Here is a 13,034-nt window from a genome sequence, read left to right on the forward strand (position 1 = left end):
TTTAAAACACCTCCAATATTTCAATTTCTCTGTTATTAAAGTGGATTCTATCGCCGGTAGATCTACCTGTGAGAATTTTGGCTATTGGCGCCGTTGCTCCAACACTATAGAATTTTTCACCTTCTATAAGGATTTCCCCTGCAGGAATACCAATAAAATAGTTTGCCATTGAGGTGCGAACTCCGCTGCCAAAAGTGGCAGTAGTATCCTTACGGCTGGGCGGGATCTTACGCAGTGTTTTTCGCAGCTTTTGAAATTCCTCATGCTGTACAGCCAGCTTCTCAAACTCCAAATGAAGCATTGCCCTTCCCGTTTCATATTTGTCACCCATGGAACATTTGGTTTCCAACTTTAAGGCCGCTTGCAGATCATCTATGGCAGCCTGAAAGGTTTGAAGCTTTTTCTCTACATAAACCTCACAGGCGTCTATAAGTTTTTGTTTTGTCCCCGCACTCATCAGTCGAGTTTTATTGGCCCCAGATTCCTCATTTGTCTTACGATCCATCCCTGCCTCCCCTGGATATAACTACTGGCTGGTTTAGCCCTGTACTGCCTGGGATTGGGAAGAATAGCAGCAATAGCTGCCGCTTCATAAGCGGTGAGATTCTCTGCCGATTTTCCGAACCATGCCCGGGCTGCTGCCTCTGCTCCATAGATTCCTTTCCCCATTTCAATGCTATTAAGGTAAACTTCAAGAATTCGTTCCTTGCTCCAAAATAATTCGATCAAAAAAGTAAAGTAGACTTCCAGTCCTTTTCTAAACCAGCTACGCTGAGGCCAGAGAAATACATTTTTTGCAGTTTGCTGGGAAATGGTACTTGCCCCTCTTACTCTTTTTCCTTTCTTGTTCTCTTCCATGGCCTTCTTTATAGCTTCGTAATCAAAACCATTATGATTCGGGAAGTTTTGATCTTCACTAGCTATTACAGCCACCTTGAGATTGTTTGAAATTTCTTCCATTGGAACCCAGTCATGGCGAATTTCCTCTTCAGGTTGTTCAAAGTATCTAATTGCCATGAGCGGTGTAAAAGGTACCGGAAGCCACTTATAAACAACCACCATGAAAAGGCTAAAAAGGAATAAGCCCAGGATAAGCTTTAGTAAAAATCCAAAGAATCTTTTCATAGTTAATCTATTAGATCGGCCAGTTCTTTACCAACCAGGCTGCCAATGGCCACACCCATCCCGCCGAGACGCACTCCGCAGTATACATTTTTGGATACCTTCTTGATCACAGGCTTCTTCTGTTCCCCTACCCCCATTATTCCGCTCCAGCGTCTTTCAATCTTGAAAGGAGTGTCGGGTAAAATGACATTTTTGAGGAGCTTTTCCAATCGCTGCTGAATAAGAGCAGTAAGAGCCAATTCAGTCGTTTCTTCGCCTTTTAGGTTGAGATTTCGGCCGCCACCCAAAAGAATTCTGTTGTTGATATTCCTGAAATAGTAGAAACCTTTATCCATGTGGAAGGTTCCTTTGATATGCAGATCTGGTATGGGTCCTGTCACCAGCACCTGTGCCCTCGCAGGCTTTACTTCGGGAATGCCGAGTTGGGAGGCAAAGCCATTGGTGGCTAAGATCAACTTGTTGGTATAAAAGCTAAAATGCTCTGTTTCCACCTCAACAGAATCAGTTCTTTCCGAAAAGCCATTTACAGTAACGGAATTCAGGATCTTCACCCCTGCCGCCTGCACTTTTTGAAGTAAGGCAGACATCATCTTACCGGTATCTAACTGACCTTCAAACTTGTTATAGATCAAATTCTCCTGCACCTTTCCGAAGTTGAAAATATTGCCGGAAGTACTAAAAACATCCTCTCCAAAAATGGGTTTTAAAAGACTGTTTACTTTTGCCATTTTTGAGACACAGGTATTGTACAAATCTACCTCTGCCGACGTGAAAAGCTCATAACCCCCGTTAACCTGCAGCGCGATGTTTTCCTTTCCTAAATTTTGCTTTAGCAGCTCCAGGCCTTGCGTGCGTTTTTTCACCAATTCAACCACATCTTCTTCAGAGTGGTGCGCCAGGTCATCCAGGATTTCACTCAGACTTCCGAAGCAGGCAAATCCTGCATTTTTGGTACTGGCACCATTGGGCAACAGACCTCTTTCCAGAACAACTACTTTTGATTGGGGAAATCTGGCCTTTAGGTGCAGTGCACAATTGAGGCCGGTAATACCGCTGCCAACTATAGTGAAGTCAATATTTGAGAACCAGGAATCGTGTTCCCAATAAGAAAAGCTCATGAAATGTCATTTTTAAGACCTCCTGAAAACACCTGTTTTAGAAGCATCTAAAGGTATAAAAAGATTGGTATCAACAAAAAACCTCACAAGTCTTTGAAAACTTGTGAGGTTTGAGCTTATTGAAAGGTTCCTATCTACAAAATTATTCTTTCGGATTCATTGTAAAGCTCTCCATAAATTTAGTGGTGTAGTTACCCGCAACATAATCGGGTTCATCCATTAACTGCCTGTGGAAAGGTATTGTGGTCTTAATACCTTCAATTACAAACTCGTCCAATGCCCGCTTCATTTTACTAATCGCTTCTTCCCGGGTTTGTGCCGTGGTGATCAATTTGGCAATCATAGAATCGTAGTTTGGCGGAATCACGTAACCACTATACACATGAGTGTCAATTCTCACTCCGTGGCCGCCCGGCGCATGAAGATTGGTGATCTTCCCCGGAGAAGGTCTAAAGTTGTTATATGGATCTTCGGCATTGATACGACATTCTATAGAATGGAGCTGTGGTTCATAGTTCTTACCGGAAATAGGCACTCCTGCCGCAACGAGAATTTGCTCTCTAATAAGGTCGTAATCTATTACCTGTTCAGTAATTGGATGCTCTACCTGGATGCGGGTGTTCATTTCCATAAAGTAGAAATTCCTATGCTTATCTACCAGGAATTCAACAGTTCCGGCGCCTTCATACTTAATGAATTCGGCTGCTTTAACGGCAGCATCTCCCATTTGCTTTCTCAGCTTATCGGTCATAAATGGCGACGGAGTTTCTTCTGTGAGCTTCTGGTGACGACGTTGTACCGAGCAATCCCTTTCGGAAAGGTGGCATGCCTTACCCGAGCTGTCTCCTACGATCTGAATCTCAATATGGCGTGGCTCCTCTATAAGTTTTTCCATATACATTCCATCGTTTCCAAAGGCGGCACCGGCTTCCTGCCGGGCAGATTCCCAGGCCTTCTTCAGATCTTCCTTTTTCCAAACGGCACGCATTCCTTTACCACCACCACCGGCAGTAGCCTTCAGCATGACGGGATATCCCATATCGGCAGCGATCTTTTCGGCCTGCTCATAAGATTCAAGAATTCCTTCAGAACCCGGCACACAAGGCACTCCCGCAGCTCTCATAGTAGCTTTTGCAGTGGCTTTGTCTCCCATCTTTTCGATCATTTCGGGGCTGGCTCCAATGAACTTAATATCATGCTCTGCGCAGATCTTCGAAAACTTAGCGTTTTCAGAAAGGAATCCGTATCCGGGATGAATGGCATCTGCATTGGTGATCTCGGCAGCTGCAATAATATTTGAGATCTTTAAATAGGAAAGGTTGCTGGGAGGTGGGCCAATACACACGGCTTCGTCGGCAAAGCGTACATGAAGACTCTCTGCATCGGCGGTAGAATAGACCGCCACGGTCTTTATGCCCATTTCCCTACAGGTGCGAATAACGCGTAAAGCGATCTCACCCCTGTTGGCAATTAATATTTTTTTGAACATACCTGTAATGTTTTAACTGTAGGGTTAACTGCTATCAGCTGTTAAGACGGATCTACCAGGAACAATGGTTGGTCGAACTCTACCGGTGATGAATCATCAACCAGTACTTTTACGATCTTACCGGAAACTTCACTTTCGATCTCGTTAAATAGTTTCATGGCTTCAATAACGCAAAGCACATCTCCCACTTTAACAGAATCTCCTACTTCTACAAAAGCATCTTTGTCTGGAGATGGTTTTCTATAGAACGTTCCAATAATTGGAGATTTTATAGTGATGTATCCTTCATCCTCCTTACCCGCTGCTTTTTCTTCGCCTCCAGTTGGCTGTGATTCCTGCTGAGGTGCCTGAGGTTGCTGCTGCACAGGTTGTTGCATTTGCGGTGCTGCCTGCATAGGCATTTGTTGCAGGATTGTAGTTTCTCTTTCGTCAGATCCGGTTTTGATGGTGATCTTTACATCATCCATTTCCAGCTTTACTTCACTGGCTCCAGATTTGGCCACGAATTTAATTAGATTCTGAATTTCTTTTAAATCCATAATATTTAGTGTTGGGTGTTTTAAGAATTATAAGCCCACTTAAGGTATACGGAACCCCAGGTGAAACCTCCTCCAAAGGAAGCAAAAATAAGATTATCTCCTTTTTTTAATTGCTTTTCAAAGTCACTGAGTAACAACGGCAAAGTGGCCGAAGTGGTATTTCCATAACGATGAATGTTCATAAGCACTTTAGAATCATCCAATCCCATGCGTCCCGACGTGGCATCTATTATCCGACGGTTAGCCTGGTGTGGTACCAGCCAGTCAACATCCTCATTCGTAAGATTATTACGTTCCATGATCTTCGCACTTACATCGGCCATATTGGTCACAGCAAATTTAAAGACCGTCTTTCCATCCTGAAAGACGTAGTGCTGCTTATCGGCCACAGTTTGTGCGGTTGCGGGTATTAAAGAACCTCCGGCTGAAATTTTCAGGAATTCTCTTCCCGTACCATCGCTTCTCAGAATCTCATCCTGCAAGCCGAGACCTTCTTCATTGGGCTCAAAAAGAGCTGCCCCTGCCCCGTCACCAAATATGATGCAGGTAGTTCTATCTGTATAATCTATAATAGAAGACATTTTATCGGCCCCAATCACCAGTACTTTTTTGTACCGGCCAGACTCGATATAAGCTGCTGCCGTAGACATTCCATAAAGGAAGCTGGAACAGGCTGCCTGCAAGTCGTATGAAAAGGCATTCACAGCGCCAATCTGAGTGGCCACGTAAACTCCTGTTGCTGCAACGGGAAGATCGGGCGTTGCAGTCGCCATAATTAAAAGGTCGATCTCAGCAGGGTCAATGCCAGATTTTTCAATAAGATTCTCAGCTGCTTTTATTGCCAGGTAAGAAGTTCCCTTATCAGCATCTTTTAGGATGCGGCGCTCTTTGATTCCGGTCCTGGAAGTGATCCATTCATCATTTGTATCCACCATGGTCTCCAGGATCTTGTTGGATAATACAAACTCTGGTACGTAAGCGCCTACAGCTGTAATCGCTGCTGTTCTTTTATTCATAAAAATGCATTTTATGCCTCTGTATGATGGTTAGCATGCTGATAAACAGTAAATTACTAATTCTTCAAAATACAGCGGTGCAAATTAAGGTCTTTTTAGCACATTATCAACTTAAAACAAAAAACTCTCACAATGTGAGAGTTTGTATGATGTTCAAAGCTCCTTATTACTAAGCCTCTACTTCTTCGTTATTATCAATTAGAACCTGGCCGCGGTAATAAAGTTTACCTTCGTGCCAGTGAGCTCTGTGGTATAAATGAGCCTCACCTGTAGTTGGATCTGTAGCTATTTGTGGTACAGAGGCCTTATAGTGCGTTCTTCTTTTATCTCTCCTCGTTTTTGAGGTTTTTCTTTTAGGATGTGCCATGGCTGCGTATTATTTATCGTTTAATAAATTTTTTAATTTGTTCCAGCGGGGATCAATATCCTCCTCTGCCTTAACTTCTTTTTCCCGCGGACTTAATTCGTCCAGCTTTTCAAGTACATCTGACTTTAAAGTGCCGTCAAGCACTCCCGGATGAACTCTTTTTGACGGAACGGCCAAAACCAGCATTTCATAAATATACTGTTGTATGTTGACTTCATACTCACCGTGTGGCAAGATCAAAATGTCTTCATTATCATCATTATATTCATGACCAAACTTTATCACCAAAAACAATTCGCATTCAATTGGCTGGTCATAAGGCTCATTGGTAAGGTCACAGTTAATGTTTACCGTTCCCGATGCTTTAAAAGTAAGCTCCAGCATAGTAGATTTTTTCTCCAGAAGGAGATCGACCTCTATATTGGCGCTATTAAATTCATCGTAGTCAAAATGTTCAAAGAACTTATTGTCAATGTTGTACTCGAACTGGTGTTTTCCTTGTTTAAGACCCACAAAAGGGATCGTAAACTCCTTTAGTTTCCTCATTTCATCATCAGTTTCAAGTGCCTACCCCTTAGGATAAGGCGGGTGCAAAGATATAAAAATTAATGAATTGCCTATTCTTTATAAACAAATTTTTGTTTATATCTTTTTCCCCTGTTTCTTAAGTACATTTTGAGTGAGTTCCTCATATTCCTCCCGACTGCGAAAGATGTCTATTCCTCTAAAAACAGCTTCTTTAAAGGAATGATGATCTGCCAGGTCTTTTCCCGCAATCTCGTACGCTGTGCCATGATCGGGAGAAGTTCTCACCTTGCTTAATCCGGCTGTAAAATTCACGCCATTTCCAAAAGAAAGGGTTTTAAAAGGGATAAGGCCCTGGTCATGATATGCTGCTACAATAGCGTCGAAGTTCTTGTAGTTTCCACTTCCGAAGAAACTATCGGCCGAATAAGGTCCAAAAACGAGTTTTCCTGAGTTTCTTATTTTTTCAAGAGTTGGTTTCATTATTTCCTCATCCTCTTTTCCGATAACACCGTTGTCGCCGCTATGAGGATTTATTCCCAGAACCGCTATTTTAGGCTGATCTATCCTGAAATCCTGCTGTAGGGTCTTGGATATAATTCCGATCTTTTTCTCGATGAGCTGTGGCGTAATGTTAGCAGCAACGTCTTTTACCGCCACATGATCTGTCAACAACCCTACCTTTAAAGTGTCGGTGATCATAAACATCAAACTGTTTCCACCAAGCTCCTTGGCCAGATAATCTGTATGTCCCGGAAACTGAAATTCCTCACTTTGAATATTGTGCTTATTAATAGGTGCTGTAACCAGAACATCAATGTATCCTTTTTTTAAGGCACCTGTCGCTGCCTGAAGGGAAAGGAAGGCATACTTACCTGCTTCTGGAGTTTCCTCTCCAAAATGGATGTTTACATTCTCCTTCCATACGTTCACAACATTGAACTTATTATCAATGGCTTGTGAAGCTTCCTCGATCCCCTGAAAAGCAATATCTATCTTTAATTTCTTTTTAATGAAGGTAATGGTCTTTGCCGAAGCAAAAACTACAGGAGTACAAAGCTCCATCATCCGGATATCTTCAAAGGTCTTTAGCACGATCTCGCTCCCAATACCATTGAGATCTCCAATACTTATTCCCACCTTTATTTTATCTCCAGATTTCATAGTGATTCCCTGTATTTGTCCTATTTTTATACTCACAAAGGTAATTAATAATAACAGAATGTTTACAGGTATAATTGAAGAGCTTGGAGTTGTTACAAAGCTGGAAAGGGAACAGAAAAACCTACATCTTACTATAAAAGCAAACTTCACTTCACAGCTCAAAATTGACCAGAGCGTTGCACACAATGGAGTGTGTCTTACAGTTGTTAATATTGATGGGGAAGAATACACCGTTACAGCTATAGATGAAACTCTTTCCAAAACAAACCTGGGGGAAATCAAGAAAGGAGATATTATAAATCTTGAGCGGGGTATGCAAATGGGAGCACGCCTGGATGGGCACATTGTCCAGGGTCATGTCGATCAAACTGCGCTGTGCACTGCGGTAACAGAAAAAAAAGGAAGCTGGGAATTTTCTTTTGAATACGATCCAGATATGCAGAACATAACTATTGAAAAGGGTTCAATTACAATTAATGGAGTAAGCCTTACAGTAGTAAATTCTAAAAAGAACAGCTTCAGCGTTGCCATAATTCCCTATACTTTTGAACATACTAACTTCAAGAACATCAAGAAAGGCACAAGGGTCAACCTTGAATTTGATGTGATTGGAAAATACGTAAAGCGGCTTACTGAGTTACAGTAACTTCCTTTTTCTTCTGAAAATTATACAGTGAGAACGCTCCAAGGCAAACGCCGGAAAGGAACAACGGGTATAAATATGCATTTATAGGTAAGCATAGACCTTTTGGTGGCGGTATACCTCCGGTCTGCCCTCCATCTCCGCTTCCGCACGGAGAAAGAGTGCTTTCTTCCTGTGTGGCCATTATTGGAGGAGGCGGATTCTCTCCTGAGGTTTGACATAATCCGCTCCAACTCATACCAACGATAAATACAATAAGAAGACACCTCCATTTTCTTCCCATGCAAGAAAAATAATGCAGTAAAACTTCCCCGACAATCTAATGATGGTATTTTATCGTTATTTTAACACCGTTCGTCGTTAAATACCCTTTTTGGCTTCGGAAAATTTCTCCAACTTCCAGATTTTATATCCTCCAAAAGCAATCCCAACGAGCAAGAACGGTAAGAGATAGTCATTAATAGGAAGGCAAAGACCTACAGGAGGGGGAATTCTGGGACCTCCACCATTTGCATTTTCAGGTAGTTGTCCACATGGTCCACGTCCATTTCCATTTCCATGATTGGAAGCCATTGGAGGAGGAGGATTGTTTTGCCGTACCTGGGCTGCAATTCCAAAGCTCATACCGGCTACAGCAAAGATCAAAACCCAGTATTTCACCCATTTACCCATTTGCCAATACTTCTAAAAAAGGAAAATTATTCCAAACAACCAAGATGCAATATTTTTTACATTCCCCTACTTCTCTTAAAATCAAAAATATAAAATAAAATAACTCTTTTTGATGACTCTTTTCAAAAATAAGAAACTACTTACAAAAAAATTACTGGCTACCCTGTTTATAAACAGCTGATAACCAACAGTAGAAACAATTTCTGTAGAAATTTATAACTTGATCCCCACAATTTACTTTATGAAAAGATTAATATTATTCCTTACTTTATTTTTATTCAGTTTTTCTGTCAGTGCTCAGGATACTTTAGCCTCTGAAAAAGCTCCCATTATTATCGGCCTTACCCAGGCCCCTCCTTTTGTTATGGAACAAAACGGTAATTTTTCAGGTCTTAGCATCGAGTCCTGGAAATTAGTCAACCGCAAACTCAACTACGATTATGACTTCAGGGAATTTGCAAATCTGGAAGCACTTCTTTCCGCGGTAGAAAATGGGGAAGTCGATTTTTGCATTAATCCTATCACGGTTACCGATCAACGTATGAGTCGGATGGATTTTTCACAACCTTATTTCATTTCCTACACCGGTATTGCCCGTAAAAGTGGATCGACCTTCTGGAGATATCTTTCCAATATTTTTAGCTGGAACTTCCTCTCGGCTATTCTTGTTTTGGTCAGTGTCATTTTTATTTTTGGATTTCTTGTCTGGCTGTTTGAAAGGAAGAAGAATAAAGAAGAGTTCGGTTCAGGTCTTAGAGGGGTGTTGCAGGGATTCTGGTGGAGTGCAGTTACCATGACCACTGTGGGTTACGGAGATAAATCTCCCCGCACTTTTGGAGGTCGTTTTGTGGGATTCATCTGGATGTTCATGGCCATAATAATGATCTCGACACTAACTGCCGGTATTGCCTCTTCTCTTACTGTCCATAATATCCAGGAGGACATTTCTTCGGTTCAGGATCTCGAAAGGTTCGATGTTTATACAGTTAGAAGCTCCAGCGCTCAGGAACTTCTGGAACAATATGGTGTAGGTTCCTCAATGGTATCTAATGCAGATGAAGGTCTTGAAGCACTAATGGAAGGTGACAACAACCTGTTCGTTTATGACAAACCCATCTTAAGCCATCGTATAGAAGAAAAAGGTCTGGAAGATGAGCTTGTTGTTCTGGAAAACAACCTTAAGAAAGATTATTACAGCTATAGCTTTCCAAAAGACTCTGATCTTCTAAAAAAAATTAATCCAATCCTGGTGGGAACATTGAAAACCATGGAGTGGTCCAGCCTGATTTCGGAATACAAATAAGGATTGACTTTTTTTCTTTTTTGAACACCCGTAGACTGCGTTCTCACGGGAACAGCCTCTACCTGTAACAGGTCTCCTGAAAATCAGACTTATTACCAATAATAATTCTATATTGAACAACCTTTTAACTAAAACAAGTAAAGTATGAAAAAATTGAGGTTTATGGCAGTGGCGTTTTTTATGTCATTGTTGGCTGTGAGCTTCGTTTCCTGTGACAAATTGCAGGGAAGTGAAACGGGGGTAAGCCAGGAAGAGGGCTTATCCATAGATTACGAGAAGTATGAATTGGACAACGGATTAAACGTTGTACTCCACCAGGATAAATCTGATCCTATTGTTTCAGTAGCCATACAGTACGGAGTGGGATCAAACAGGGAGAAAAAAGGTCGCACCGGTTTTGCTCACCTTTTTGAGCACATGTTATTTCAGGAGTCTGAAAATGTTCCGCAGGACCAGTTCTTTAAAAAGATTCAGGATGTTGGAGGAACTTTAAATGGGGGAACCTGGCAAGATGGAACAATATATTACGAGGTAGTACCTCAAAATGCACTTGAGATGGTGCTTTGGCTGGAATCTGACAGGATGGGGTACTTCATCAATACTGTGACAGAATCTGCATTTGCCAACCAGCAAGAGGTAGTACAAAATGAAAAACGCCAGCGGGTTGACAACAATCCTTACGGCCATACCAGCTGGGTTATTGATAAAAATCTTTTTCCCGATGGCCACCCATACAGCTGGCAGGTGATTGGAGAGCTTGAAGATCTTCAGAATGCCACAGTAGAGGATGTCAAGGAGTTCTACGATAAATTTTACGGCCCTAACAATGCGACTCTTGTCATTGCGGGAGATTTTGAAACAGAAGAGGCTAAGGAACTTATCGAAAAATATTTCGGCGAGATCAAGAAACGCGAGGAAGTTGCACCGCTTGAGGTTCAGAATGTAAAACTTTCAGAAACAAAAAGGCTTTACCACGAAGACAATTTTGCAACAGCACCTCAACTAAACATGGTGTGGCCAACAGTCGAGCAATATACTGCCGATGCCTATGCTCTAAATTTTCTTGGCGAGATCCTTTCCGACGGAAAAGAAGCACCGCTGTATGAGGTACTGGTTAAAAAAAGAGAACTGGCTTCAAATCCCCGTTCTTATAACAGTTCTGAACAGATTGCAGGGAAATTTAGAATAATGGTTACAGCCAATGCAGGAGTTGATCTTGACAGCGTTGAAGCGGGAATTAATGAAGCTCTCAGCCGATTTGAAAAAGAAGGAGTGACCGAAAAAGATATTGAAAGGATCAAAGCAGGGCTTGAGACAAGCTTCTATAACGGAATAAGCAGCGTGCTTGGAAAATCCTTCCAACTGGCCCAGTATGATGTTTTCACCGGCGACCCGGGCTATATTGAAGAAGATATCAAGAATATCAAAAAGGTGACTAAGGAAGATGTAATGCGGGTTTATAACACATACATTAAAGGTAAACCTTATGTCATGACCAGCTTCGTGCCCAAAGGACAGCTTGAGCTCATCGCCGAGAATTCTGAAAAAGCACAGGTGGTAGAAGAGGAAATCACAGAAAACGTGGAACAGACAGTAACTGAAACTGAGGCTCAGGAGGTTCAGAAGACACCTTCTAAGATAGACCGTTCTCAACAACCTCCTCTTGGTGAAGCTCCTGCCTTAAATGTGCCGGAATCCTGGACGGTGGAACTTGAAAACGAATTGGAAGTACATGGTATCGAACAAACCGAATTACCCCTGGTGAACTTTAGCCTTGTTATTGAAGGGGGACATTTACTTGACGACCTCAACAAGAACGGAGTAGCCAATCTAATGAGCGATATTTTAATGGAAGGTACTGCCAACAAAACTCCGGCAGAACTTGAAGAAGCCATTGATCTTTTGGGTGCAAATATCAATATGTACACAACAAATGAATCAATTGTGGTAAGAGGAAATACCCTTGCCAGGAACTTCGAAAAAACAATGGAACTGGTTGAGGAGATCCTTCTTGAGCCAAGATGGGATGAGGAAGAACTGGCTCGTATTAAAACCAGTACTATTAATTCCATCGAGAGGAATGCGGCTAATCCAAATGTCATAGCAAGTCAGGTTTATGACAAACTTCTGTACGGGGAGAACCATCCTTTGGCGCACCCAACTTCCGGCACTGTAGAGTCTGTAGAGGCAATTACAATGCAGGACCTTAAGAATTACTACAATAAAAATTTCTCTCCAACTGTAAGTCGTTTTCATATAGTGGGTGATGTTTCACAGGCTCGGGCAGTAGAGGCCCTCGATGACATTGAGGACAATTGGGAGCCTAAGGAAGTGACTATTCCGGAATTTGAGGTGGTAAGCAACCGGGACAAAGCCTCCTTATACTTTGTGGATGTCCCCGGAGCAAAACAATCTGTGATCAATATTGGTTATCTGGCTTTGCCACGCACCAGCGAAGACTTTTTCCCTGCCGAAGTGATGAACTATAAGCTAGGAGGTTCCTTCTCCGGTAACGTTAATCTTGTATTAAGGGAGGAAAAGGGTTATACCTACGGTGCCCGAACCGGCTTTAGCGGAACAAAAATTCCTGGTACTTTTACTGCATCTTCCAGTGTACGCACCAATGCCACTGGAGAGTCTGTGGGGATCTTCAAAGATGAGATCGCCAAATACAGGGAAGGAATAACTCCCGAAGATCTGGAGTTCACTAAAAACGCGCTCATTAAATCCAATGCCCGACGTTTTGAAACTCAAGGTTCCCTATTGGGGATGCTTCAGGAGATGAGCGCCTACGATCTTCCTGCCGATTATATCGAAAAGGAGGAGGAAGTGGTTCGCAACATGACCCTTGAGCAACACAAAGAACTTGCCCAAAAATATCTTGATGAATCCAGGATGGCTTACCTGGTAGTCGGAGATGCCGCTACTCAGTTTGAACAATTCAAAAACATGGGCTTTGATGAAGTTAAGCTCATCAATAAAGAAGGTGAAGAAGTAGAGCTAACAAACCTCAAACCATAAATTCATCCTGATATCAATTCTGAAGCTCCCGTTAACTGCGGGAGCTTTTTTT

General features: G+C 42.2%; 13 protein-coding genes. 3 read left to right on the forward strand and 10 right to left on the reverse strand.

Annotated elements, in window-relative coordinates; genetic code table 11:
• Position 1 precedes the first annotated feature (1 nt).
• The 9 genes from VR862_RS06350 to pdxA form a co-directional block, all read right to left on the reverse strand.
• The gene (locus tag VR862_RS06350; protein WP_324720138.1) at positions 2 to 457 is read right to left on the reverse strand and encodes a hypothetical protein; all 456 of its coding nucleotides are present in this window, start codon (positions 455 to 457) and stop codon (positions 2 to 4) included.
• On the reverse strand, positions 457 to 1,125 hold the full coding sequence (gene mtgA / locus VR862_RS06355; protein ID WP_324720139.1) for a monofunctional biosynthetic peptidoglycan transglycosylase: 669 nt from the start codon (positions 1,123 to 1,125) through the stop codon (positions 457 to 459). Before mtgA ends, VR862_RS06350 begins: the two co-directional genes overlap by 1 nt.
• A 2-nt stretch (positions 1,126 to 1,127) precedes the next feature.
• Positions 1,128 to 2,243 (reverse strand): NAD(P)/FAD-dependent oxidoreductase, encoded by a 1,116-nt coding sequence (locus VR862_RS06360; RefSeq protein ID WP_324720140.1) that lies wholly within the window; start codon positions 2,241 to 2,243, stop codon positions 1,128 to 1,130.
• Between the two features lie 142 nt (positions 2,244 to 2,385).
• On the reverse strand, positions 2,386 to 3,732 hold the full coding sequence (accC, locus tag VR862_RS06365; protein ID WP_324720141.1) for an acetyl-CoA carboxylase biotin carboxylase subunit: 1,347 nt from the start codon (positions 3,730 to 3,732) through the stop codon (positions 2,386 to 2,388).
• 41 nt (positions 3,733 to 3,773) lie between these two features.
• On the reverse strand, positions 3,774 to 4,271 hold the full coding sequence (accB, locus tag VR862_RS06370; protein WP_324720142.1) for an acetyl-CoA carboxylase biotin carboxyl carrier protein: 498 nt from the start codon (positions 4,269 to 4,271) through the stop codon (positions 3,774 to 3,776).
• A 20-nt stretch (positions 4,272 to 4,291) separates the two neighbouring features.
• Positions 4,292 to 5,287: a beta-ketoacyl-ACP synthase III gene (locus tag VR862_RS06375; protein WP_324720143.1), complete on the reverse strand. Its 996-nt coding sequence runs from the start codon at positions 5,285 to 5,287 to the stop codon at positions 4,292 to 4,294.
• Between the two features lie 169 nt (positions 5,288 to 5,456).
• Positions 5,457 to 5,654, reverse strand: coding sequence for a 50S ribosomal protein L32 (gene rpmF, locus VR862_RS06380; protein WP_324720144.1), 198 nt, complete (start codon positions 5,652 to 5,654; stop codon positions 5,457 to 5,459).
• A 9-nt stretch (positions 5,655 to 5,663) separates the two neighbouring features.
• Complete coding sequence (locus VR862_RS06385; protein ID WP_324720145.1) at positions 5,664 to 6,200, reverse strand: YceD family protein; 537 nt, start codon at positions 6,198 to 6,200, stop codon at positions 5,664 to 5,666.
• Between the two features lie 96 nt (positions 6,201 to 6,296).
• Positions 6,297 to 7,343: a 4-hydroxythreonine-4-phosphate dehydrogenase PdxA gene (gene pdxA / locus VR862_RS06390; RefSeq protein WP_324720386.1), complete on the reverse strand. Its 1,047-nt coding sequence runs from the start codon at positions 7,341 to 7,343 to the stop codon at positions 6,297 to 6,299.
• A 58-nt stretch (positions 7,344 to 7,401) separates the two neighbouring features.
• Between pdxA and VR862_RS06395 the strand changes: the two genes are divergently transcribed.
• Positions 7,402 to 7,989 carry a riboflavin synthase gene (locus VR862_RS06395; protein WP_324720146.1) on the forward strand — a complete coding sequence of 196 codons (588 nt, stop codon included), beginning with the start codon at positions 7,402 to 7,404 and terminating at the stop codon, positions 7,987 to 7,989.
• Between the two features lie 357 nt (positions 7,990 to 8,346).
• Here the strand turns inward: VR862_RS06395 and VR862_RS06400 are convergent, their stop codons facing one another.
• The gene (locus VR862_RS06400) at positions 8,347 to 8,646 is read right to left on the reverse strand and encodes a hypothetical protein (RefSeq protein ID WP_324720147.1); all 300 of its coding nucleotides are present in this window, start codon (positions 8,644 to 8,646) and stop codon (positions 8,347 to 8,349) included.
• A gap of 253 nt (positions 8,647 to 8,899) precedes the next feature.
• Here VR862_RS06400 and VR862_RS06405 point away from each other — a divergent pair, with 253 nt between their 5' ends.
• On the forward strand, positions 8,900 to 9,961 hold the full coding sequence (locus VR862_RS06405; protein WP_324720148.1) for a transporter substrate-binding domain-containing protein: 1,062 nt from the start codon (positions 8,900 to 8,902) through the stop codon (positions 9,959 to 9,961).
• A gap of 144 nt (positions 9,962 to 10,105) precedes the next feature.
• A complete protein-coding gene (locus VR862_RS06410; protein ID WP_324720149.1) occupies positions 10,106 to 12,982 on the forward strand; it encodes a M16 family metallopeptidase in 2,877 nt (958 codons plus the stop codon).
• The last annotated feature ends 52 nt before the right edge of the window (positions 12,983 to 13,034 follow it).

This window comes from Salinimicrobium aquimaris, from assembly GCF_035607535.1.
Lineage (GTDB): Bacteria > Bacteroidota > Bacteroidia > Flavobacteriales > Flavobacteriaceae > Salinimicrobium.